At 64.8% G+C, this 23,458-nt stretch carries 22 protein-coding genes; 11 read left to right on the forward strand and 11 right to left on the reverse strand.

Annotated features, from left to right (window positions below; translation table 11 throughout):
- Positions 1 to 51 precede the first annotated feature (51 nt).
- On the forward strand, positions 52 to 1,209 hold the full coding sequence (locus tag R2676_RS12520) for an acyl-CoA dehydrogenase family protein (RefSeq protein ID WP_206271975.1): 1,158 nt from the start codon (positions 52 to 54) through the stop codon (positions 1,207 to 1,209).
- 104 nt (positions 1,210 to 1,313) lie between these two features.
- Entirely contained in the window at positions 1,314 to 1,952 is a 639-nt protein-coding gene (locus R2676_RS12525; RefSeq protein ID WP_206271976.1) for an FMN-binding negative transcriptional regulator, read from the forward strand.
- 39 nt (positions 1,953 to 1,991) lie between these two features.
- Here R2676_RS12525 and fahA read toward each other — a convergent pair whose 3' ends face one another.
- The 3 genes from fahA to R2676_RS12540 form a co-directional block, all read right to left on the reverse strand.
- Entirely contained in the window at positions 1,992 to 3,263 is a 1,272-nt protein-coding gene (gene fahA, locus R2676_RS12530) for a fumarylacetoacetase (RefSeq protein WP_206271977.1), read from the reverse strand.
- Between the two features lie 307 nt (positions 3,264 to 3,570).
- A complete protein-coding gene (gene hmgA / locus R2676_RS12535; protein WP_206271978.1) occupies positions 3,571 to 4,917 on the reverse strand; it encodes a homogentisate 1,2-dioxygenase in 1,347 nt (448 codons plus the stop codon).
- A 63-nt stretch (positions 4,918 to 4,980) separates the two neighbouring features.
- Complete coding sequence (locus R2676_RS12540; protein ID WP_206271979.1) at positions 4,981 to 6,390, reverse strand: MFS transporter; 1,410 nt, start codon at positions 6,388 to 6,390, stop codon at positions 4,981 to 4,983.
- 133 nt (positions 6,391 to 6,523) lie between these two features.
- On the opposite strand from R2676_RS12540, the gene R2676_RS12545 reads away from it, so the two are divergent.
- Positions 6,524 to 7,441 (forward strand): LysR family transcriptional regulator, encoded by a 918-nt coding sequence (locus R2676_RS12545; RefSeq protein WP_206271980.1) that lies wholly within the window; start codon positions 6,524 to 6,526, stop codon positions 7,439 to 7,441.
- A 186-nt stretch (positions 7,442 to 7,627) separates the two neighbouring features.
- Positions 7,628 to 8,680 carry an aldo/keto reductase gene (locus tag R2676_RS12550; protein WP_206271981.1) on the forward strand — a complete coding sequence of 351 codons (1,053 nt, stop codon included), beginning with the start codon at positions 7,628 to 7,630 and terminating at the stop codon, positions 8,678 to 8,680.
- On the opposite strand, the gene prfH is transcribed toward R2676_RS12550, so the two are convergent.
- The 5 genes from prfH to R2676_RS12575 all read right to left on the reverse strand — a co-directional run bounded on the left by prfH (position 8,677) and on the right by R2676_RS12575 (position 13,549).
- Complete coding sequence (prfH, locus tag R2676_RS12555) at positions 8,677 to 9,294, reverse strand: peptide chain release factor H (RefSeq protein WP_206271982.1); 618 nt, start codon at positions 9,292 to 9,294, stop codon at positions 8,677 to 8,679. The two genes, R2676_RS12550 and prfH, sit on opposite strands and share 4 nt — an antisense overlap.
- Complete coding sequence (locus tag R2676_RS12560) at positions 9,294 to 10,421, reverse strand: RNA ligase RtcB family protein (RefSeq protein WP_206271983.1); 1,128 nt, start codon at positions 10,419 to 10,421, stop codon at positions 9,294 to 9,296. Before R2676_RS12560 ends, prfH begins: the two co-directional genes overlap by 1 nt.
- A 261-nt stretch (positions 10,422 to 10,682) precedes the next feature.
- Complete coding sequence (locus R2676_RS12565; protein ID WP_206271984.1) at positions 10,683 to 10,889, reverse strand: DUF2783 domain-containing protein; 207 nt, start codon at positions 10,887 to 10,889, stop codon at positions 10,683 to 10,685.
- Between the two features lie 18 nt (positions 10,890 to 10,907).
- Positions 10,908 to 12,587, reverse strand: a complete 1,680-nt coding sequence (locus tag R2676_RS12570; protein WP_206271985.1) for an FAD-dependent oxidoreductase — start codon at positions 12,585 to 12,587, stop codon at positions 10,908 to 10,910.
- A 2-nt stretch (positions 12,588 to 12,589) separates the two neighbouring features.
- Positions 12,590 to 13,549: an MBL fold metallo-hydrolase gene (locus R2676_RS12575; protein ID WP_206271986.1), complete on the reverse strand. Its 960-nt coding sequence runs from the start codon at positions 13,547 to 13,549 to the stop codon at positions 12,590 to 12,592.
- Positions 13,550 to 13,841: 292 nt separating this feature from the next.
- Between R2676_RS12575 and R2676_RS12580 the strand changes: the two genes are divergently transcribed.
- The 4 genes from R2676_RS12580 to R2676_RS12595 all read left to right on the forward strand — a co-directional run bounded on the left by R2676_RS12580 (position 13,842) and on the right by R2676_RS12595 (position 18,479).
- Positions 13,842 to 14,726 (forward strand): IclR family transcriptional regulator, encoded by an 885-nt coding sequence (locus R2676_RS12580; RefSeq protein ID WP_206271987.1) that lies wholly within the window; start codon positions 13,842 to 13,844, stop codon positions 14,724 to 14,726.
- A 114-nt stretch (positions 14,727 to 14,840) separates the two neighbouring features.
- Positions 14,841 to 15,893: a branched-chain amino acid ABC transporter permease gene (locus tag R2676_RS12585; RefSeq protein WP_206271988.1), complete on the forward strand. Its 1,053-nt coding sequence runs from the start codon at positions 14,841 to 14,843 to the stop codon at positions 15,891 to 15,893.
- 4 nt (positions 15,894 to 15,897) lie between these two features.
- Entirely contained in the window at positions 15,898 to 17,724 is a 1,827-nt protein-coding gene (locus tag R2676_RS12590; protein WP_206271989.1) for a branched-chain amino acid ABC transporter ATP-binding protein/permease, read from the forward strand.
- Positions 17,725 to 17,735: 11 nt separating this feature from the next.
- Entirely contained in the window at positions 17,736 to 18,479 is a 744-nt protein-coding gene (locus tag R2676_RS12595) for an ABC transporter ATP-binding protein (RefSeq protein ID WP_206271990.1), read from the forward strand.
- Positions 18,480 to 18,497: 18 nt separating this feature from the next.
- Here R2676_RS12595 and R2676_RS12600 read toward each other — a convergent pair whose 3' ends face one another.
- Together R2676_RS12600 and R2676_RS12605 are read right to left on the reverse strand one after the other, a co-directional pair.
- Positions 18,498 to 18,836, reverse strand: coding sequence for a hypothetical protein (locus R2676_RS12600; RefSeq protein ID WP_027680138.1), 339 nt, complete (start codon positions 18,834 to 18,836; stop codon positions 18,498 to 18,500).
- A 104-nt stretch (positions 18,837 to 18,940) separates the two neighbouring features.
- Positions 18,941 to 19,450, reverse strand: coding sequence for a GNAT family N-acetyltransferase (locus tag R2676_RS12605; RefSeq protein ID WP_206271991.1), 510 nt, complete (start codon positions 19,448 to 19,450; stop codon positions 18,941 to 18,943).
- Positions 19,451 to 19,613: 163 nt separating this feature from the next.
- On the opposite strand from R2676_RS12605, the gene R2676_RS12610 reads away from it, so the two are divergent.
- Both R2676_RS12610 and R2676_RS12615 read left to right on the forward strand, forming a co-directional pair.
- A complete protein-coding gene (locus tag R2676_RS12610; protein WP_206271992.1) occupies positions 19,614 to 20,486 on the forward strand; it encodes a D-amino-acid transaminase in 873 nt (290 codons plus the stop codon).
- Between the two features lie 66 nt (positions 20,487 to 20,552).
- Positions 20,553 to 21,107, forward strand: coding sequence for a surface-adhesin E family protein (locus R2676_RS12615; protein WP_045218400.1), 555 nt, complete (start codon positions 20,553 to 20,555; stop codon positions 21,105 to 21,107).
- 49 nt (positions 21,108 to 21,156) lie between these two features.
- Here the strand turns inward: R2676_RS12615 and R2676_RS12620 are convergent, their stop codons facing one another.
- On the reverse strand, positions 21,157 to 21,381 hold the full coding sequence (locus R2676_RS12620) for a hypothetical protein (protein ID WP_206271993.1): 225 nt from the start codon (positions 21,379 to 21,381) through the stop codon (positions 21,157 to 21,159).
- A 341-nt stretch (positions 21,382 to 21,722) separates the two neighbouring features.
- Here R2676_RS12620 and aspT point away from each other — a divergent pair, with 341 nt between their 5' ends.
- A complete protein-coding gene (aspT, locus tag R2676_RS12625) occupies positions 21,723 to 23,408 on the forward strand; it encodes an aspartate-alanine antiporter (RefSeq protein WP_316857117.1) in 1,686 nt (561 codons plus the stop codon).
- Positions 23,409 to 23,458: the final 50 nt, after the last annotated feature.

Below are 23,458 nucleotides of genomic sequence, written 5' to 3' on the forward strand. Positions count from 1 at the left end.
AAACGTGCCAACCCGGTAACATCGGCCGGAACATCCCCAGGAATCAGCGACATGGCGCTCGACGACGAATCCTTCGGCCTGCTGCAGCAATCGGTGCAGCGCTTCATCCAGGAACGGCTCATGCCGGCAGAAAACATCCTCGAGGAAGAGGATGACGTGCCCGCCGACATCGTTGCCGACATGAAAGAGATGGGCCTGTTCGGCCTGTCGATTCCGGAGGAGTACGGCGGCATTGGCCTGGCAATGGCCCAGGAATGCGAGGTGGTGTACGACCTCGGGCATACGGCGCTGGCCTTCCGTTCGGTGTTCGGCACCAACGTCGGCATCGGCTCGCAGGGCATCCTGATGGACGGCACCGATGCGCAGAAGGCCGATTACCTGCCGCGCATCGCCAGTGGCGAGCTGATCATCTCGTTTGCGCTGACGGAACCGAACGCCGGTTCGGACGCCGCGTCGCTGCAGACGCGCGCCACACTCGACGGCGATCACTACGTCATCAATGGCACCAAGCGCTTCATCACCAACGCGCCGCGCGCCGGGGCCTTCACGCTGATGGCGCGCACAGGCAGCGAAGGCGCGGGCGGCATCTCCGCCTTTATCGTGCCGGCCGATACGCCGGGCATCACCCTCGGCAAGCCCGACAGGAAGATGGGCCAGCGCGGCACCAAGACGTGCGATGTCATGCTCGATAACGTGCGCGTGCCGGCGGCCAACATCATTGGCGGCGTGGCGGGGCAGGGCTTCAAGACGGCGATGAAGGTGCTGGACCGCGGCCGCCTGCACATCTCGGCGCTGGCATGCGGCATGGCGCACCGGCTGCTGACCGACGCAGTGGCCTACGCCAAGGAGCGCAAGCAGTTCGGCCAGCCCATCGCAGACTTTCAGTTGATCCAGGCCATGCTGGCCGACAGCCAGGCGGAGCTGTACGCCGGCATGTCGATGGTGCGCGACTGCGCGCGCCGCTACGACGCCAAGCCCGTCGGCAAACAGGACCACGAAGTCAGCATGCTGGCGTCCTGCACCAAGATGTTCTGCACCGAGATGGTCGGTCGCGTGGCGGACCGTGCGGTGCAGATTCACGGTGGCGCGGGCTACATTGCCGAATACAAGGCCGAGCGCTTCTATCGCGATGTGCGTCTGCTGCGCCTGTACGAAGGCACCACGCAGATCCAGCAGCTCATCATCGCCAAGAACCTGCTGCGCGACTAGGCTGGCCCTAACAATCTGCCGGAATGTGGCTCTGTTTTGGAGCCACGTTCTGGTTCAGAATGGGCGCTTTCCTGTTCGATTGCACGATCGTTGCCGGAGTCGCCATGTACATCCCCGCCCACTTTGAAGAATCGCGTCCTGACGCGTTGCACGATCTGATCGAGCAGAATCCGTTCGGAACGCTCGTCACGCATGGCGAGCAGGGGCTGGATGCCAACCACATTCCGTTCTTGCTGCTGCCCGAAGAGGGCCAGCTTGGCGCGCTGCATGCCCACGTGGCGCGCGCCAACCCGGTGTGGAAAGACGTCGCCAACGGCGATGAGGTGCTGGTCATCTTCCGCGCGGGCGATGCGTACATTTCACCGACGTGGTATCCGAGCAAGCACGAGCACCACAAGGATGTGCCGACCTGGAACTACCGCGTGGTGCATGCGCATGGCCGCATCACCGTGCGTGACGACGAACGTTTCGTGCGCGGCGTGGTGGCTCGCCTGACGCGTGCGCACGAGGCTTCGCAGCCTAAGCCGTGGAAGATGTCGGACGCGCCTGCCGACTACATCGATGACTTGCTGAAGGTCATCGTTGGTCTTGAGATCGAGATCACGCGCCTTGAGGGCAAGCTCAAGCTCGGCCAGAACCGGGAAGCGCGCGATGCACGCGGCGCCGGCGAGGCGCTCAAGGCCAGCGGCGCGCATGTCGTCGGTGACGCGATGCTCGCTGCGCTGGCTGCAAAGACGGAATGACGCGAGCGGCGGACTGTTAATCCGTCGCTCCACACCGCATTACTTCACACTGCGCGCCGGCAGAATCTCGCCGCGCACTTCCCCAAAGCCCACGCGATAGCCATCGCCCTGGCACCAGCCGGTCATGGTGACTTCGTCGCCGTCTTCCAGAAAGGCGCGCGTGGTGCCGTTGCCGAGGTCCAGCGGCTGCTTGCCGTTGACAGTCAGCTCCAGCAGGCTGCCGTAGGAATCCGGTGTCGTTCCGCTGATGGTGCCCGAGCCCATGAGGTCACCCACGCGCACGTTGCAGCCGGACACAGTGTGGTGTGCAAGCTGCTGCGCCATCGTCCAGTACATCGCGCGGAAGTTGGTGCGGGCGATCGTCGTGCGCTCGCCGCCGTGCGGACGCAGCGCGGTTTCGAGGGCGATGTCGTAGGCGTTCGGCCGGCTCTGGCGCAGGTACTCCAGCGGCTCGGGCGATTGCGCCGGGTTGTCCACGCGGAACGGCTCCAGCGCTTCCATCGTCACGATCCACGGCGAGATCGATGTACCGAATCCCTTCGAGTTGAACGGGCCGAGCGGCACGTATTCCCATTGCTGGATGTCGCGCGCGCTCCAGTCGTTGAGCAGCACGACGCCGAACATGTGGTCCGGCGCTGCGTCCACGGAAACCGGCTCACCGAGCGCACTGGGCTTGCCGACCACAAAGGCCATCTCAAGCTCGTAGTCCAGCTTGCGGCAGGCCGTGAAGATCGGGCGCGGCTGGTCGGGCAGCTTGATCTGGCCCATCGGGCGATGCAGCGGTGTGCCGCTCACCACCACGGAGCTGGCGCGGCCGTTGTAGCCGATCGGGATTTCCAGCCAGTTGGGCAGCAGCGCGTTCTCGGGATCTCGGAACATGCGGCCGACGTTGGTTGCGTGCTCGCGCGACGAATAGAAATCCGTATAGCCGGGGATGTCGATCGGCAGGTGCATCACGGCATGTGCTTGCGGCACCAGCGCGCGAGCGTGCAGCGTGGCGTTGTCGCGCACGTGCGTGTCGGTCACGCTGAACAGCGCTTGCAGCTTCTTGCGCGTTTCCGCCCAGACGGGCTTGCCGAGGGCGATGAAGGTGTTGAGCTTGCCGGTGCGGAACGTCCCGCGTGTTGCTGCGGGGAGCAGGCCGGCGTCATCCAGCACGCCGAGATCGATGACCTGATCGCCAAGGGCCACGCCTGCGCGTGGCGACGGGTTTTCCTTGGTGGAGAAGATGCCGAAGGGCAGGTTTTCCAGGGGGAAATGGGTGTCGGGGGTGTTGGCGGATTCTAGCCAGCTTAGTTGGCGGGTGGTCATGATGGGGCGGTGGTTTGTTTGTTGAGTCGGTTATTGCTTGACGTTGCTGGTGCATCCCTTGTTTCACCCCCTGCCGGGGGGCGACTTACTTTCTTTGTCTTGCCAAAGAAAGTAAGCAAAGAAAGGCGCGCCCGAGATGGCGAAAGACTCCTTGAATTTCCGTAACCGGGCGGAGAAGGACCGAAACTCGCTGCGCTCAGACAGCGGTCCTTCTTTTTTCCGCCCGCTTACGAAAATTCAAGGCGCCATCTAGGGCAAGGTACGGCCACACCTTCTGGATGCTCGCGTTGGCGCCAAGGCGAAGTTCTTAGGGCTTGGTCGGGTCGAAATGCTTCTTCAGGCCTTGCCAGCATTCGAAGTACTTGGCTTGCAGTTGCGCGGATTCCGCTGCGAAGCGCGTGGGGCGGATCACGGCTGGCGTTTCGAACATGAAGGCCATCGTTGCGTCGACCTTGTGCGGCTTGGTGGTGTCGCCGTTGCTGGCTTTCTCGAACGTGTCGGCGTCCGGGCCGTGACCGCTCATGCAGTTGTGCAGGCTGGCGCCGCCGGGCACGAAGCCTTCGGCCTTGGCGTCGTACACGCCCTGGATCAGACCCATGAATTCGCTCGCGACGTTGCGGTGGAACCAGGGCGGGCGGAACGTGTTTTCGGCGGCCAGCCAGCGCGGCGGGAAGATCACGAAGTCGATCGTGTCCACGCCTGGCGTGGCGGAGGGGCTTTGCAGCACCAGGAAGATCGACGGGTCCGGATGGTCGTAGCTGATCGAGCCGATGGTGTTGAACAGGCGCAGGTCGTACTTGTACGGCGCGAGGTTGCCGTGCCAGGCCACGACGTCCAGCGGCGAGTGGCCGATCTTCGCGCCCCACAGGCTGCCCTGGAATTTTGCGACGAGTTCGAAGTTGCCCTCGCGGTCTTCGTACCACGCGTGCGGGGTGAGGAAGTCGCGCGGGTTGGCCAGGCCGTTCGAGCCGATCACGCCGAGGTCGGGCAAGCGGAAGAGCGCGCCGAAGTTCTCGCAGATGTAGCCGCGCGCCTCGCCATCCGGCAGTTCGACGCGGAAGCGCACGCCGCGCGGGACGACCACAATCTCCAGCGGTTCGACATCGACCACGCCCATCTCGGTCAGCAGGCGCAGGCGGCCTTGCTGCGGGACGATCAGCAGTTCGCCGTCGGCGTTGTAGAAGAAGCGGTCGGTCATTGACGCGTTGGCGGCGTACAGGTGGATGCCGCAGCCGGTTTGCGCGTCCGGCCCGCCGTTGCCGGCGAAGGTGACGATGCCGTCGATGAAATCGGTGCCGGCGGCAGGTGCGGGCAGCGGGTCCCAGCGCAGCTGGTTGGGCGAGGGCGGCACCTCGTTGAAGTTGCTGTGGAAGCGGCCCTGCGCCATGGCCTCGAACGGCAGATGCACGGCGCCCGGGCGGATGCGATACATCCACGAGCGGCGGTTGTGCGCGCGTGGGGCGGTGAACGCCGTGCCGGAAATCTGTTCCGCATACAGGCCATACGGCGCCTTCTGGGGGGAGTTCTGGCCGTGCGGCAGCGCGCCGGGCAGGGCTTCGGTGGCGAACTCGTTGCCGAAGCCGCTCTGGTAAGCGGGCCGGTCCAGCGACGCGGGGGTGAATGCGTTCTTGGCCGTCGGGGCGAGCATGTTCATGGTGAAGTCCTTGGAGAAAAAGTCAGGAGCGTCTTCAGGGAAAGCGTAGTCGTTACCGGGCCATCAGGCGGGCGTGCCGGTTGCGCGACGTGAGCCAAAGCGTGCGGCGTCCGGGCCACTGGCGGCCAGCGTAAGCACCAGCACCATGCCGAACGACACCATCGCCGGCACCGCGGCGGCCGAGAACAACGCCGGGCCGCTCCACTGCATGGCAATCAGTTGTCCGCCGATCACGGGGCCGATGACGGAGCCGATGCGGCCCACGCCCAGGCTCCAGCCGATGCCGGTGGCGCGCAGCGTGGTGGGGTAATACGTGGCGGCGAGCGCATTTACCGCAGGCTGTCCGCCGACGATGCAGAAGCCGGCCACGAACACCACCGCCACGAGCACGGGCAGCGCAGCCGCCACATGGCCGATCAGACCGACGGTGACGCAGGCGATCAGGAAGCACACGGCCAGCACGCGCACAAAGCCCAGGCGATCGATCAGCCGGCCCAGCGTGAGCGTGCCGATCACACCGCCTACCTGCAGCGCGGTGGCGACCAGCACAGCGGTATCCGTCGGGTAACCGGCATCGCGAATCAGCGTCGGCAGCCAGTTCGACAGGAAGTACAGGTCGATCAGGTTCATAAAGTTGATGACCCACAGCACGAGCGTGACCTTGGCGCGGCCTTCCGTGAAGAGGGCCGAGACCGGCATGCCCCGCGCGGGCGCCTCGGGCACCACGAATTGCGTCCGCGCGTTCACCTGCAGTTGCGGCGCGAGCTTGCCCAGCCAGCGAGCCAGACGCTGATGGCGCGTCTGTCGCATTTGCCCATGGCCCTTGAGCACCAGATATTGGAGGGATTCCGGCAGCCACAGCACCATCATCACGCCAATGCCAAGCGGCACCAGGCCGCCCACCAGGAACACCGCCTGCCACCCAAAGCGCGACAGCAGCGCCGCGCTCACAAAGCCGCCAAGCGCCGCGCCCACGGTAAAGCCGCATGACACCAGCATCATCCAGGTCACGCGCGTGCGCGCGGGGCTGAACTCGCCGGCCAGCGCCATCGCGTTGGGCATGATGCAGCCCAGCCCCAGGCCCGTGACAAAGCGCAGGATAAGCAGGGCGTTCACCGTTTCCACCTGCGTGGTGGCCAGCATGCACGCCGCAAAAAAGAAGGTCGCAACGATCAGCACCGGCCGCCGCCCGAAGCGGTCGCCCAGCACGCCAAACACGAGCGAGCCGACCAGCATGCCGAACAGCCCCGCGCCGAACACCGGCCCAAGGCTCGCCTTGGTGATGTTCCAGTCCTTGATGATGGCGGGCGCCACATAGCCCATGGCCTGCACATCAAAGCCGTCGATGATCAGGCACAGCCCACAGATGGCAAGCAACAGGATCTGGAAGCCGCCGACCTTGCCCTGATCGATCAGCCGGGCGAGGTCGATAGGCGCGGATGGGGCTTCGTGAACAGCGGGGGCAGGGCGCATGGTCGTCTCCGGTGGCGGCGTTGCCGCTCTGTTTTGGATTCTTGGTATGCGCGTATTGTCCGGATCGGGTAAAAATTTGGAATATCAATGCGAGAATGCACGATATTGATATTGTGAATGTGGGGGCGTTGCCATGCTCAATCTGCGGGATGTCGACCTGAACCTGCTGGTGCTGTTTCAGGAAATCCTGCGCGAAAAGCGCATCTCCGTCGTGGCCGAGCGGCTGGGCTTGTCGCAGCCGGCGGTGAGCAACGCGCTGTCGCGCCTGCGCCAGACTTTCGACGACGAACTCTTCGTGCGCACCCCGCGCGGCATGATGCCGACCGCACTTGCCGAGCAATTGGCCGAACCGGTGGCGATGGCGCTCGACACGCTGCAGCGCGCCTTCGGCCAGCGCACGCATTTTGATGCGGCCACTTCCACGCGCACCTTCACGATTGCCATGAGCGATGTCGGCGAGGTGTATTTCATGCCGGTGTTGGCGCAGTTATGTGCCGAGCAGGCGCCCGGCGTGCGCATCGATACCATGCGGGCCGGCGGGTTCGACATGAAGGCCGAAATGGAGGCTGGCGCCATCGACCTTGCCATCGGCGCGTTCGATGATCTTTCCGGCGAGAGCCTCTTCCAGCGTCGCCTGTTCCGGCAGGACTACGTGACGATGTTCCGGCGCGGCCATGCGCTGTCGGAAGGCAAGCTGACGCTGGAGCGCTTTCGCGCCGCGTCGCACCTGGTGGTGGCGAGTTCGGCCAGCCCGTACAACGCGATCGGGCCGCTGCTCGACAAGGCCGGGATCACGCAGTCGGCGCGCTTTTCGGTGCCGCACTTCGTGGCGGTGCCGTACATCGTCAGCACGACCGACCTGGTGGTGACGGTGCCGCGCAAGCTGGCCGAGCGTGCGGCGCCGCCGTTCGGGCTGGAGTTCGTGGCGCCGCCGCTCAGGCTGCCCGCGTTGCAGACGAATGTCTTCTGGCACCGGCGTTTTCATCAGGACGCCGGCAACCAGTGGCTGCGCAACCTTGTCGCGCAGCGCTTTGCCGAACTGGAAGGCTAGGCGTCAGGCGACCGCGGGATTGCGGGGCGGCGATCTCCTGGCACCTTCGGCATCACCCCGCATCCGCATCTGTCTGAGCGTTCTGCAGGATCAGCCGGTCCGTCCTATCCTCTGCGTTGTCTCTCGCATCTGAGATCTGAGCCTGTGCGCTCAGCATTCCATTCCCACCGTATTGGAGTCGATCACATGCGTTACAACCAGCTGGGCCGGACGGGCCTGTTCGTATCGGAGCTGTGCCTGGGCACGATGACCTTCGGCGGCAACGACGGCATCTGGCAGCACATTGGTGATTTGCAGCAAGCCGATGCCGAGCGCCTGATCGGGCGCGCGCTCGACGCCGGCATCAACTTCATCGACACGGCCGACGTGTACGCCAACGGCGCTGCTGAACAGATGACGGGGCAGGCGCTCAAGAACCTGAAGGTGTCACGCGACAGCGTGGTCGTCGCCACCAAGGTGTTCGGCCAGACCGGTGAGAGCGTGAATGCGCGCGGCGCTTCGCGTTTCCACATCATGGACGGCATCAAGGCCAGCCTGAAGCGGCTGCAGCTCGACCATATCGACCTCTATCAGATCCATGGTTTCGACCCGGCCACGCCGATCGAGGAAACGGTGCGTGCGCTCGATACGCTCGTCCAACACGGTCACGTGCGCTATGTGGGCGTATCGAATTGGGCGGCGTGGCAGATCGTCAAGGCGCTGGGGATTGCGGAACGCCTCGGCTGTGCGCGCTTCGAAAGCCTGCAGGCGTATTACACCGTCGCCGGCCGCGACCTCGAGCGCGAACTCGTGCCGATGCTCCAGAGCGAAGGCCTCGGCCTGATGGTCTGGAGCCCGCTGGCCGGCGGGCTGCTCAGCGGCAAATACACGCGCGAGCAGCACGGCGAGCAAGACAGCCGCCGCAACAAGTTCGACTTCCCGCCGGTGGACCAGGCGCGCGCCTACACCTGCGTCGATGCCATGCGCGTCATGGCCACGGTGCGCAGCGTGTCGGTCGCGCAGATTGCGCTCGCCTGGCTGCTGCATCAACGTGCGGTCACCACCGTGATCGTCGGTGCGAAGAAGATCGAGCAGCTCGACGACAACATTGCCGCCACCAAGGTCGAACTGACGGCAGAAGAGTTGTCGCAACTCGATGAACTGAGCAAGCTTCCGCCCGAATACCCGGGTTGGATGCTGGAGCGGCAAGGCGAGTACCGGCGCGGCCAGCTTGCCGGAACCCGGCACGCTGCGCGCTAGTCTGCCGGCGCAAAACCTTCGCCTTTGAACACGCGGCGCGGGTTGCCGCGTTCCACTTGCAGATGGAGCGCGCGCCGCTGCGCACGCTGTGCCGCATCGGCCGCCGCATCGTGGTCCGCCAGCTTATGAGCGAGCAGCAGCACGGCCAGCCGCTTGTTGGCGTGCTGGCTGCGCTCCGTCTGCACCTTCACGCTGATGCCTGTGGCGATATGCGTGGCCCGCACGGCCGACTCCGTCTTGTTGACATGCTGACCGCCCGGGCCCGAAGAACGCGTGGTCTCGAAGCGGATCTCGCCCGGTAGCGTTTCTGGCGGCGCCGCACAGCGCGCCACCCCGGCGAACCAATTCTTGCGCGCGTGCCGCGGCCGATAGGGGCTCGGGCAGATCCATTGGATCGTGCCTTCCCAGGCTCGCGCCACGGTCTCCTCGGCATCGCCGTCCAGGCTGATCAAGGCAGAACCCAAGGTGCCGGCACGTTCACCGTCTTCCTGTTCCAGCAGTTCGAGCTGGACACCTGCGTCTGCGGACTCGCGTTGCAGGCGCGGGAGCGCTTTCGCCACGGCCAGCTCGCATTCGGCCGGTCCCTGCGCAGAGGAGAGTTGCAACAACACCATCAGCAGCACTCCCCGCGCGTCTTGTACGTCAGCACCGGGCGTAGGCGCGCGAGCACCTTGACCAGGCCGGCGTCCACCAGCGGCGCGATCACGCTCTCGATCGGCTTGTAAGCCTCGGGCGCTTCTTCGTAAATCAACTGCTTGTCTTCGCAGATGACGTGGCTGCCGAGCTTTGTGCGATTGAGCTGCGCAGGCGTGAAGCGGCGGACCAGCCGGTCCTTGCACTCGCTGCGCATCCACTTGCGGCCCGCGCCGTGGGCGAGCGAGAACAAGCCGTGCTCGCTCGGGCGTGGCGCGACGAGGTAGCTGTAATCGCCACGCGAACCGGGAATGACGACCACGCCGGCATCCGACGGCGTCGCGCCCTTGCGATGCAGCCAGCCGCGTTCGCCAAACACCGTGGCCGGTGCGACAAAGTTGTGATGCACGTCGAGGAGCGCCTTGCCCTGCGCGTGCAGGCGGTCGAGCATGCGACGCGCGATCAGTTCGCGGTTGGCCTTGGCAAAGTGCAGCGCCGTGTCGTGGCGCGTCAGATAAGCGGCGCATGCCGCATCGTCCTGCGCGAGCCCGGCGTGCCCATGCGCGCGCACGTGCTCATCGAGGATGGCTTGGCCGAGCCCGCGCGAGCCGCTATGCACGAGCAGCAGAAGCTGGCGCGGGTCCAGCGGCAGGTTCTCTGCATCGTAGATCTCATCGATGCGCTGCAACTCTGCAAAGTGGTTGCCGCCGCCGATGGTGCCAAGCGCGGCATCGAAGCCCGTATCCGCCGGCGCCAACGCGGCGGCAAGCTCGCGCCAGCTTTCGTCGAGCGGCGTGTCGATATTGCCCAGACGCTTTTCCAGCTTGTCGAGGCTGACTTTGCTGGCATCGACGTCGGTCGACCACAGCGTCATGCCGCAGCCGATGTCGTTGCCGATCAGCGCCGGATACAGGCGTCCAACGGAGAAGAACGCAGCGCCAACGGGATAGCCGCGACCGGGATGCAGGTCCGGCATGCCGGCCACATGCCGCATGCCGTCGAGCGCTTTGGTGGTTTGAAGTTGTCGGATCGCGTCGCCTTCGATCCAGGTGTCGTCCGAGGCGATCAGGGAGACGCCGTCGAACAAATGCAAGATGCAATTGCCCATGAATGGTCCATATCAGGTCTGAAAGAAAATCTGATGTGGCAGGCCGAAGGCCGGGGCAATGCGAAGACGCTGCGAACTACAGCGCGAGAGATTCGATCAACCCAGGCAAGGGCCTGCAAAGGGGAAAGCAAGGTGACGCATGATGTTTTTCCTCCTGTGCAAAATGGTTGATCGGTAAGCGGGGCGGATACTAGCACCGCGCTTTGCGCACTCGCAAGTACGATCAAACGTAAGTGTTGGATTGTTGAAACGCGACCGCGCTCAAGTGGTGGTGGCTGGCAATGCCAGTCGCGCCGCGGTCAGTGCTTCGCGCAGGACCGCCATGTCGCCGATATGGTTTGCGAGCAGCAGGATGAGCTGCGCATTGAGCATTGCGCTCTGCTCATCGCTCAGGTTGCGGTGCGCGTCGATCAGCGCCTCGTAGAAATCGTCCGGACGGGGCAGGTTGCGTTGCGTGTTCAGCGGCATGGTGATCGCGGTATTGGCTCAAGCGGAGACGGTCGCGCGCGACGTTGCCGCAGGCGCGGTCTGGCCGGTGGCGCGGAGCAACGCGGCAGCCAGCTTGGCCGGTGCCAGCGCGCGCCAGCGTGCACAGACGTGCTGATCTGGCCGGATCAGGTAGATCGTGCCGGGGCGCGCGTCATAGCGTTGCGCGGCCAGCCCGTCGATGTCTTCCAGCGCCGTCACGTTGGCCGAGACTGTGCCCATGCCGCCGGCCGGGAAGATGGCCAGCGTCGGCAGCGGCAGCGCATCGACGTGTTCTCCCGCGCCGCAGAAGCGCAACGCGGTGAAGCTGCCGTGCAGATGGCTGAGCAGCCAGTCGGCGCGGCCATCGGCATGGCGTACCGGTGCATCGAGTGCGACAGCGCCGGGCACGAGCGTGCAGGCGAAAGGCGCCTCATCCGCTGTCTGCAACGGAGAACCTTCAAGCACCGTCGGCATCGAGAGCCGGCCGCTGTTGACCAGCGTCCGCGCAAACGGATAGTGCTTGGCCAGGCGCAGCGTGGCATCGCGAAAGAGCCGGCTGACCGCACTCTTGGGCGTGATGAAATCGGTCGAGCGCGTTGAGTGGCGGATGTTGTCGTCGGCGGCGAACTCGCGCTCGCTCGCGTAGGTGTCGAGCAGCGTGTCGGGCGCATCGCCGGCCAGCACCATGCGCAATTTCCACGCGAGGTTTTCGGCGTCTTGCAAACCGCTGTTGGCGCCACGTGCGCCGAACGGCGAGACGCGGTGTGCCGCATCGCCGATAAAGAGCACGCGGCCGTGGCGGAAGCGGTCCATGCGTTCGCACGAGAACGTATAGACGCTGACCCATTCCAGCTCGAATTCGACGCCTTCCCCCAGCAGCGCGCGCACGCGTGGGATGACGCGCTCGGGTTGCCTTTCGGCCACGGGATCGGCGTCCCAACCGAGCTGGAAATCGATGCGCCAGACGTTGTCGGGCTGATGGTGGAGCAGCACCGATTGATTCGGATGGAACGGCGGATCAAACCAGAACCAGCGCTCGCTCGGGAAGGGCGCATCCATGCGCACGTCGGCGATCAGGAAGCGGTCTTTGAACGTCTGGCCGCGGGCTTCAAGGCCCATCATGTGCCGCACCGGGCTGCGCGAGCCGTCGGCGGCGACCACGTATTGCGCGCGCTGCTCGTACGTGCCGTCGGGCGTCTCGATGCTGAGCGTCACGCCATCGGCATCCTGCGTGAGCGCCGTCACCTTGTTCTTCCAGCGCAGTTCGATGTTCGGCAAGGCTTGCGCGCGCTCAACGAGAAAGCCCTCGACGTAGTACTGCTGCAGGTTGATGAACGCCGGCCGGCGGTGGCCGGTCTCGGGCAGCAGGTCAAAGCTGTAGAGCAGTTCGTCCTTCAGGTAGACCTTGCCGACGTTCCAGCTCACGCCCTTGTCGACCATGCAGTCGCCGCAGCCGAGCCGATCGAAAATCTCCAATGAGCGCTTGGAGAAACAGATCGCGCGCGAGCCGGTCGACAGCGTGCAATCGTCGTCAACGACGACTACCGCCACACCCTGCTGTGCCAGATCGATGGCCGTGGCCAACCCCACCGGGCCCGCGCCGACGATGACGACGGGGCGAGCCGCAGGTGCCGCGCCGGGCTGCTGCTCGGCGCACGGCGCATACGCGAAGACGCGATTCTGGAAGTCGGGATTCATGTTCAGCCTTGCAGGGCGGCCCACATTTCCTTGTCGCGCTCGGCTGTCCAGATGCGCGGGTGCTTGATGCCGCTGGCCTCGTCGAAGGCGCGCGTCACGTCAAACGGCAGGCAGTGCTCGTAAATGAAGACGCTGCCGAATTTCGGGTCCATGGCCGCGCGCGTGTGCGCCATGGCGGCCTTCAGGTCCATCTTCTGCGCGACGGCTTCCTTGCCACGTTGCAGCAGCGTGGACACGAAATCCCGCGTATAGGCGAGCCCCTGGTCGACCTCGGCCGGATTGAGCAACGCGGGGCCGCGGCCGGGCACGAGCTTGTCGGCGCCGAGCGCGCGCAGCGCATCGAGTGTGGCGGGCCATTCTTCGAGCTGTGCGTCGCCGCAGTAGCAGGCGGCGTCGTATTCGACGAGGTCACCGGAGAACAGCACCTTCTGCGACGGAATCCACACCACCGTGTCGCCCTTCGTGTGGCCAGGGCCGAGGTGCAGGATCTTCACTTCCAACTGGCCCAGGAACAGCGTGAGTTCGCGCTCGAACACCAGCGTCGGCCAGGTCAGGCCGGGCACGGTTTCAACGCCCGCGAACAGGCGCGGAAAGCGCTCGATCTCGGACTTCATATCGGCTTCACCGCGCTCGACGATCATTTCGTACGTGCCGCGGCTGGCAATGATGTTCTGCGCACCCTCGGCAAAGTAGGCTGACGCGCCGAGCACGCGCACCGCGTGATAGTGCGACAGCACCACATGCTTGATCGGCTTGTCAGTGATGGCGCGGATGCGTGCGATCAGGTCTTGCGCCATCGCAGGCGTGGCGGTGGTGTCGACGATCAGCACCGAGTCGTCGCCGATGATGACGCCGGAGTTGGGGTCGCCCTCGGCGGTGTAGGCGTAAGCGTTGGGGGAGAGCTGGGTGAAGGTGACTTGTTTGGCCTCGAGGTCGGCTTGCGAGGCGAAGGCTTTGGCCATTCTGTCACTCCTGGTGTAGTGGATTACGGTTGGGGGAATTGTTTTTCAACGTGTATGGGCCCAAACGCCAGGGTTGGGGTGCGCTAATACCGGGCTATACCAAACGCTGGCAATCATAGACCGCAGGGTCTGGAGATGCGCCTAGGGTATACGTGAATTATGATTAGAAGCATTGTTTCTACAATGCATAAAAATCAAAAAGTAGCCGTCAGAGCGAGGCTGCGTGCTACGCTCGCAGCACTTTCTCGGCCCGACCTGGGCCAGCCCAGTCCAGCCAATACGCCCCCGAGACATGGAGACCACGGAAGTCGAAGACGACCTGCCACCCGATGGCGATGCAGAAGACGCGCGCGCAAGCCGTGACCGCTCGGGCATCCAGTCCATCGAAGTCGGTGCGCAATTGCTGGTGGCGCTTACGCGTGCCATGCGGGCGATGGCGCTCGGCGATCTGGCACGCGCGGCGGGCATGCATCCTTCCAAGGCGCACCGCTATCTCGTGAGTCTGCAGCGGGTGGGTGCGGTGTCGCAGGACCCGCTGACCGGCCGCTACGAACTTGGCCCGTTTGCGCTGCGCCTGGGTCTCGCCAGCCTCAACCGCTCCGATGCCATCGTCCGCACGCGGCCGTTACTGGCCGGCCTGCGAGACCAGACCGGCCACACCATCGGCATTGCCGTCTGGAGCGATCGTGGCCCGACCGTCGTGCATTGGGAAAAGGCCGGCGGCGCGCCTGGCGTGAACCTGCGCATCGGCGACGTCCTGCCGATGCTCAATTCCGCCACCGGCCGCCTGTTCGGCGCCTATCAGCCGATGGAGCAGACGCTGCCGCTCGTTGAACGCGAACTGCACGAGCGTGCCGGTGACGACCTCCCCGGCCTGCCGCGCTCTCTGACGGATTACTACCGCCTGTGCGAAGACGTCCGCACCGAAGGCGCATCGTGGGTGTCGGGCAGTCTGCTGCCGGGCGTGAACGCGCTGTCGCTGCCGGTGTTTGGCGCGCGCGGTCAACTTGTGCTGGTGTTGATCGCGCTGAACCTGCAACCGCTGTTTCATGCGCAGCGCGGCGGCGAACTGGAGCACATGCTGCGCACGTTCGTGGTGCGCTTGTCTGCCATGCTGCAGGCGCCCGCGGAAAGTCCTCCGAAGGCCGGCGGCCGGCGGAGCAAGGCGGCGCGTTAGGGTTGTCGCCAATTTCATCCTGTCGTAAGAAATTTACTATCTCGTAACTCGTGGCGCCCCCTTGCCCGGTCGACATCCGGTGCGAACTCCACGACTACAAGAACGAGGAGCTTCATGGACTTGTCGATTGCCGCCATCCTGGCGCAAGACGGCGTGACATCGGGCGCGATCTACGCGCTGCTGGCGCTGGCGCTCGTGCTGGTGTTTTCCGTCACGCGCGTGATCTTCATCCCGCAGGGCGAATTCGTCGCGTATGGCGCGCTCACGCTGGCGGCCATCCAGGCCAACAAGGCGCCGCTCTCGGCCAGCATGCTGGTCGCGCTGGGCGTGCTGACGTTCCTCGTCGAGATGGGGCGCACGTTGCTGCAACCGGAACTGCGCCTGCATGCGCTGCGCACGGGCGCCATCTATGCGGGCAAATACCTCGTCTTTCCGGTTGCCGTGTACATCGCCGCCCGCATGCTCGCCCCGATGACGCTGCCGATGATTGCGCAGGTCGCGTTGACGCTGCTGATCGTCATTCCCATGGGCCCGATGATCTACCGCCTGGCCTATGAACCGTTGGCCGAAGCCAGCACGCTGGTGCTGCTGATCGTTTCGGTGGGCGTGCACTTTGCAATGGTCGGCCTCGGTCTCGTGATGTTCGGCGCGGAAGGCTCCCGCACGGATGCGTTTTCCGATGCGCGCTTTGACCTGGGCGCGCTCAGCGTGTCGGGCCAGAGCCTGTGGGTGGTGGGCGTGTCGGTGCTGATGATCGCGGGGCTGTACTTCTACTTTGGCCGCACGGTGTCGGGCAAGGCGCTGCGCGCGACGGCGGTGAACCGGCTCGGTGCGCGGCTGGTCGGCATCGGCACCACGCAAGCGGGGCGCCTGGCGTTCACGCTGGCGGCGGCGTTGGGCGCCCTTTGCGGCATCCTGATTGCGCCGCTCACCACGGTCTACTACGAGTCCGGTTTCCTGATCGGCCTGAAGGGCTTCGTTGGCGCCATCGTGGGCGGGCTCGTGAGCTATCCGGTGGCGGCACTGGGCGCGCTGCTGGTGGGACTGCTGGAGTCGTATTCATCGTTCTGGGCGTCGGCGTTCAAGGAAGTGATCGTGTTCACGCTGATCATTCCGGTGCTGCTGTGGCGATCGCTCACCACCAAGCATGTCGAGGAAGAGGAATAAGCCGATGAACACGCTGACCAAATCTTCCGAAGGCACGGCGCAGCGCGGCTGGCTGTCGCGCAACCGCGTGCTGACCGCGTTGTTCGTCGTTGTGCTGGTGTTGCTCCCGATCGTGCCCACGCCCGAGTTCTGGATCACGCTGCTGAACTACATCGGGCTCTATAGCCTCGTGGCGCTGGGGCTGGTGCTGCTCACGGGGGTGGGCGGGCTGACGTCGTTCGGGCAAGCGGCGTTCGTTGGCCTCGGCGCATACAGCACCGCCTATCTGACAACGCAGTACGGTGTCTCGCCGTGGATCGGCTTGCTGGCCGGGCTGGTGATCACCGTGGTCAGCGCCTACGTGATCGGCCTGATCACGATGCGCATGTCGGGGCATTACCTGCCGCTGGCGACGATTGCGTGGGGCCTGTCGCTCTTCTTCCTCTTCGGCAACCTGGAATTCCTCGGCAAGTACGACGGGCTGAACGGCATTCCGGTGCTGAACGTGCTGGGTAAATCGCTGCAGACCGGCCGCGAGATGTTCTACCTGATCTGGGCTGTCGTTGTCGTGGCGGTGCTGGCGGTGCAGAACCTGCTGAATTCGCGCCCAGGCCGCGCCATCCGCGCGCTCAAGGGCGGCGGCACGATGGCCGAGGCGATGGGGGTGAACACCGCGTGGATGAAGGTGGTGATCTTTGTGTTTGCGGCGGTGCTGGCGTGCATTTCGGGCTTTCTCTATGCGCATCTGCAGCGCGCGGTGAACCCCACGCCGTTCGGTCTGAACTACGGCATCGAATACCTGTTCATGGCGGTGGTCGGCGGCGTGGGCCACGTGTGGGGCGCGGTGCTTGGCGCGGGTTTGCTGACCATCCTGAAAGACAGCCTGCAGAGCATCCTGCCGAAGCTGCTGGGCTCCAACGGCAACTTCGAGATCATCGTCTTCGGCGTGCTGCTGGTGCTGTTGCTCCAGTACGCGCGTGATGGCGTCTGGCCGTTCATCCGCAAGCTTTTCCCATCGGCCCCCACTGCCCATGCACCCGACGACGCCCCGGCACTGAAGCAGCGCGAGAAGCCGCAAGCCGGTGAGCTGATCCTCGACGTGCGCGCCGCGCGCAAGGAGTTCGGCGGCCTGGTTGCCGTGAACGACGTCAGCTTCCAGGTGAAGGCCGGCGAGATCATCGGCCTGATCGGCCCCAATGGCGCGGGCAAGTCGACCACCTTCAACCTGGTGACCGGGGTGCTGCCTGTCACGCGTGGCGAGGTGCTCTACCGTGGCGAGCGTATCAGCGGCAAGCCTTCGCGCGAGATCGTCAAACGCGGTATCGGCCGCACCTTCCAGCATGTGCAATTGCTGTCGGGCATGACGGTGCTGGAGAACGTGGCGCTCGGCGCCCATCTGCGCGGCGATTTTGCAGCGCAGGGCGGCGTGCTCGCCAGCGTTGTGCGCATGAACCAGGCCGAAGAGCAGAAGCTGCTGTTTGAAGCACGCCGCCAGCTGGAGCGCGTGGGCCTGGCCGATTGCATGTATCAGGAGGCCGGCAGCCTCGCGCTGGGCCAGCAGCGCATTCTGGAAATCGCCCGCGCGCTGTGTTGCGACCCGGCGCTGCTGCTGCTCGATGAGCCGGCCGCCGGCCTGCGCTACAAGGAAAAGCAGGCGCTGGCTGCGCTGCTCACCAAGCTCAAGGCCGAAGGCATGAGCGTGCTCCTGGTCGAGCACGACATGGACTTCGTCATGAACCTCACCGATCGGCTGGTCGTCATGGAATTCGGCACCAAGATTGCCGAAGGGCTGCCGCAGGAAGTGCAGCAGAACCCCGCGGTGCTGGAAGCCTACCTGGGCGGCGTGGAATAAGGAGAACGCGCATGTCAGTCATCCTGGAAGTGAAGGACCTGCACGTCCGCTACGGCAAGGTGGAAGCGCTGCACGGCGCCAACCTGAAGGTCGAGGCGGGCCAGATCGTGACCGTCATCGGCCCGAACGGCGCGGGCAAATCGACCATGCTCGGCGCCGTCATGGGGGCGCTGCCGACCAACGGTTCGGCCAGCGGCGTGGTCTCGTATCTCGGTCACAACCTGAGCGGTCTGCCGGTGGAAAAGCGTGTGGCACGCGGCATGTGCCTCGTTCCGGAAAAGCGTGAGCTGTTTGCCACCATGAGCGTGGAAGACAACCTCGTGCTCGGCGCGTACCGCCGCAAGCGCGCGGGCGAGCGCAACTATCTCGACCAGATGGAAGTGGTGTACGACTTGTTCCCGCGTCTGAAAGAGCGCCGCGCGCAGGAAGCCGGCACGCTGTCCGGCGGCGAGCGTCAGATGCTGGCCGTGGGCCGCGCGTTGATGGCCAAGCCGCAGTTGCTGATGCTGGATGAGCCTAGCCTCGGCCTCGCGCCGCTCATCGTCAAAGAGATCTTCCACATCATCAGCGACCTGCGCAAAACCGGCGTGGCAACGCTGCTGATCGAACAGAATGCGCGTGCCGCCCTGCAGGTGGCCGACTACGGTTATGTGCTGGAAACGGGCGACATGACGCTCGAAGGCCCGGCGCAGGAATTGGCCGTCAATCCGCGCGTGATCGAAACCTACCTGGGTCTGGCCAAGAAGGCCGCTTGAGCGCGGCCCGGTGCAGGATCAATCGTCGTAATCGCGACGATGATGCCGGCGCCATTCACGCTCGCGCCAGCGTTGTTCGCGCCATTGGCGTTCCTGCCATTCGCGGCCGCGCCCATCGTCGTAGTAGCCCGGTGCAACGATGACCGGCTGCGGCGCGACATAGGCGGGCGGCGCGTAGTAGGCCGGCGGCGGGGGCGGGGCGTACACCGGCGCCGGTGCATAGACCGGCGCGGGTTCGACATAAACGGGCGCGACCGGCACGCCGATTCCAATGTCGACATTGACGCGGGCCAGAGCCGCCTGCGACGACAGTGCGGCAGCGGCTGCCAGCACGTACAGCGCGAAGTTCTTATGCATGTGGGAATTCCTCAGGACGCCGCACTGTAGTGGAACCGGGCGCGCGCAGTCTTACAGAAGCGATACGGATGTTGCAAATTGTAACGGCGTGACGCCATGGCCGCTCACGGCCACGCGCGCTCCATCAATTCCGCGTCTGTTCCGTAAATGGCGCGCAGCGCTGCCGATGCGGCGCTATCCACCTCGGCGGACCGATAACCCAGGCGCCGCCAGAACACATCCGCGCCTTGCACCGCCACCAGCCGAGAGTGGCGCAGCCCCTGCGCATGGGCGCTGGCCAATGCCATGGCGTAAAGCTGCTCGCCCAAACGCTGGCCGCGGCCGGCAGGCGCGATGGCCATGTCGTGCACGAACCAGAGCACATCGGCCGCATCGGCAACGGGCAGCGGCACGTGCAATTTGGGCGGCGTCCATGCATGCCACGCATGCGAAAGCAGGTAACCGACCACCTCGCCGCCGCGCAAGGCAACCAGGCACAGGGCCGGACTGCGCGCCCAGCGGCTGGCAAGCGCGTCGCCCGGTTCGAGAAATCCGTCGCCGTAACACGCCTGCTGCACGGCCAGGATGTCCGGCAGGTCGTCTGCAAGGATCGAGCGGATGGCGAATTCGGGCATGGGTGTGCGGTCGGACGAAAACAGCAAAGTTTAACGGAGCGGTTCGCGCATCATGCCGTTTTCGCATAACGTGGCCACACATCGGTATTCGCGGCATGGCGCACGTATCCTGTAGATTCGTTGGCAGGGCAGTCCCGCCCACACTTGAATCCTCTCTCCCAGCATGTCGCGAATCATCTTCCTGAACGGCCAATACGTGCCGGCCGCCGAAGCCACCGTCTCTGTCATGGACCGTGGCTTTACCTTTGCCGATGGCATCTATGAAGTGACCGCCGTGGCGCGCGGCAAGCTCGTCGACAACGACGCGCACCTCGCCCGCCTGACGCGTTCGCTGTCCGAGATCGGCATCGATAACCCATACACCGCCGCCGAATGGACGCGTGTGTGCGAAGAGCTGGTGGCGCGCAACGGGCTGGAAGAGGGCGTGGTCTACATGCAGGTCACGCGCGGCGTGGCCGAGCGCGATTTCGGCATCCCAGCCGACATCACGCCGACGGCCGTGGCGTTCACGCAGGTCAAGTCCATCGTCAACAGCCCGCTGGCCAAGAAGGGCGCAACCGTGGTGACGGTGCCCGACCTGCGCTGGAAGCGTTGCGACATCAAGAGCGTCGGCTTGCTGCCGCAGGTGATGGCCAAGCAGATCGCCGCCCGCGCCGGCGCGCATGAAGCCTGGATGACCGACGGCGACCGCGTGACCGAAGGCGCGTCGTCGACCGCGTTCATCATCACCGCCGATAAGCGCCTGATCACGCGTCCGCTGTCGAACGCCGTGCTGCCGGGCATCACGCGTGTGTCGATCCTGGCGCTGGCGCGTGAACATGGCCTGACGTTGGAGGAGCGCACCTTTACCGTCGCCGAAGCTCAGCAAGCTGCTGAAGCGTTCTACACGAGCGCGTCGACGTTTGTGATGCCGGTGGTGTCCATCGACGGCGTGCAGATCGGCAGCGGCCAGCCGGGCCCGCTCACGCAGGCGCTGCGCACGCTGTATCTGCGTTTTGCCGGCGTGGACGTTGCCGAGCCCGTCGACCAGATGTGACGTAAGCGGTTGCGCCAGCGCGGTAGAATCGCCCGCTGAGTTTTTTGCAGCAAGGCGAGACACCCCATGAAGACAGGAGGCTGGCGCTGGCAAAGCGCCATCGCGGCGACCGCTCTGGTTGCTGCGCAGTGGGCAGCGATGCCCGTATCCGCACAAACCATTTCTGCGTCGGCCGCTGTGCCGACGGGGGCCGCGCAAGCCGTTTCGGGCGATGCGGCACCCGCCCTCGAATCCGCCAGCGCCGATTCCCGGTGGCGCCGGTTCGAGAGCATCAACGGCATCGTTTCGTACATCGACCGGCAATCGGTCAAGCCGCAGCCCGGCGCCGCGGCGGATGCCAATTCGCCGACCGTGCACTTCCGGCTGCTGCGCAACGTGCTGCCCGACTTCACGATCAAGACTGCCGATGGGCAGCCCATCCGCTCGTCGGTCAAACAGGTCGTGCTCGATTGCGCGCGACACAGCTATACGGTGATTGCGCAAACGCTCTATCGCGCGCGCAACGCCACCGGCAAGCCGCTCTACCAGATCCACTACGGCGACGAAGCGCAAAGCCGCTCACTGCGCGAAGGCAGCGTGTTCGAGTGGATCGCCGGGCGCTTTTGCGGCGCGGGCCACTAACGCCTGGGTCAGCAGGGGCGGCGTAAAGGCCGCCCAGTGGCGTTCCCGTTCAGATGGACGCAGCTTCGCGGCTGTCGCTTCCGTTCTCGCTTTCCTCGCGGCCCCGCGCGTAGGGCTGCCGCTCCTGCTCAAGCTCCGGATAACGGCGTGAGGCGAAGCCCATGGCGGCTTCGTACGAGCCAAACTGGTTCGATTCGGCGGCCACACCGTCGTTGACCAGGATTGCGTACCACTTCCCGTAGAGCGGGCCGTACACCACGACTTTGCTTTTCATCGTCTTGTCCCTGTTTCTTGTACCGATGGCCGACCACGCGGTTTGCGCGGAGCGGCGGCTCGAGCCGTCCGGGCGCCAGGTCATGGCGCGCCGTCAGCGTTGTGGCGGACGATGATTACAGTGCGTTACATGCGCGTCAACGTTTGCGTTGGGCGCAATCTTCTAATGCGAAGCATTGAATATGTGCTGTAGCAGTTAAATTTTGTGAAATTGACATCACCGATGTGTAGCTTCTAACGTCCACGGGCGTATTGCGCACCACATGGCGTGGCGCCTTACGCGATGTCTGTTTGTCTGCTCAACCAGACAAAACTTTAAGACTTTCCGGAGAGTCGCTGCCCATGGATTGGATTCACACCGTGTTCAAAAGCGTGCCGGAGACGGCGCTCTTTCTGTCGCTTGCCATTGGCTATGCAGTCGGCAAGATCAATTTCGGCAAATTTCAAATCGGCGGCGTTGGCGGATCGCTGATCGCCGCGGTGCTGATCAGCCAGTTTGGCGTAACGATCGATTCCGGTGTGAAGAGCATCATGTTCGCGCTCTTCATCTACGCGGTCGGCTACGAAAGCGGGCCGCAATTCTTTAGTTCCCTCAATCGCAGCACACTGCGCGAGATCGCCATGGCGGTGTTTCTGGCGGTGAGTGGCCTCGTCACCATTCTCGTGTGCGGCAAGCTGTTCGGCTTCGACAAGGGCTTGACCGCCGGCATTGCAGCGGGCGGCATGACACAGTCGGCAGTGATTGGCACCGCGGGCGATGCCCTCTCACGCATGGGCCTGCCGGCCGACGAGGTGGCGCATCTGCAGTCGAATGTGGCCATCGGCTATGCAGTGACGTACGTGTTCGGCAGCCTGGGCGCCATCATCATGTGCGTGAACATCCTGCCGCGCCTGATGGGCCGTGAGCTGCGCGATGATGCCAAGAAGGCCGAGCTGGAAATGGCCGGAGGCAAGCGCCCGCTGGAGCAGGGCGAGGTGGCCTCGCTGCCGGCACTGGTCGGACGCGTGTATGACGTGACCACGGGCGCAGGCAAGACCGTGGAGGAAGTCGAGACCACGCTGGGCGACGGCATCACCATCGAGCGCATCTTGCGCAACGGCGAGGAAATCGCCATTGAGCCGAAGTCGAAATTGCAGCGCGCCGATCGCGTTCTGCTGATCGGCCGTCGAGAAGCCGCTGCCAAGGCCTGGACGCTGCTGGGCGACGAGTCCACCGTGTCTTCCGACATGGATCAGCCGCTGCAAGTGCGCGATGTCGTGTTCACGCGCAAGGGCGCAAGTCACAAGACGTTGGGCGAGCTGAAGGCGCAGGCCACACGCGACATGAAGCACGGCGTTTACATCGCACGCATCACGCGCATGGGCAAAGCCGTGCCGCTGTTGGACGGCACGGTCATGCTGCACGGTGATGTCGTCACCCTGCATGGCGCACCTTCCGATGTCAAACGCGCGGCCGCCGAAGTCGGCTATCCCGTGCTGCCGGGCGACAAGACGGACTTCGTCTACCTCGGGCTGGGCGTGCTGGTCGGTCTGCTGATCGGTACGCTGGTGGCAAAGGTGGGCGGCATACCGCTGACGCTGGGCAGTGGGGGCGGGGCGCTACTTTCCGGGCTCGTGTTTGGCTGGCTGCGCGGCAAGCACCCCACCTTCGGCCAGTTGCCGAATGCAGCGTCGCAAATCCTCAAGGACATGGGCTTGGCCGCCTTTGTCGCCTGCGTGGGCCTGGGTTCTGGCGCGCAGGCGTGGGCGACTCTGCAAAAGAGCGGCGTGTCGATCTTCATTGCCGGCGTGATCGTCACGATGGTGCCGTTGATCCTGACCTACCTGTTCGGCCGTTATGTGCTCCGCTACGACAACGTTGCGGTGCTGGCGGGTGCGCTGTCTGGCGCCCGTTCGGCCAACCCCGCGTTTGGCGGCGTGTTGGAGAAAGCCGAGAGCAGTGTGCCGACCATCCCCTTTGCCATTACCTACGCGCTCGCGAACGTGCTGCTGACCCTGCTCGGTCCGCTTGTGATCGCCTTCGCCTGAACGTCTCCTCAGCCTGCTACCCGCGTGGCGGGCTTTCCTTCGCCAACGCT

The organism is Ralstonia flatus (genome assembly GCF_958439105.1).
GTDB classification, from domain to species: domain Bacteria; phylum Pseudomonadota; class Gammaproteobacteria; order Burkholderiales; family Burkholderiaceae; genus Ralstonia; species Ralstonia flatus.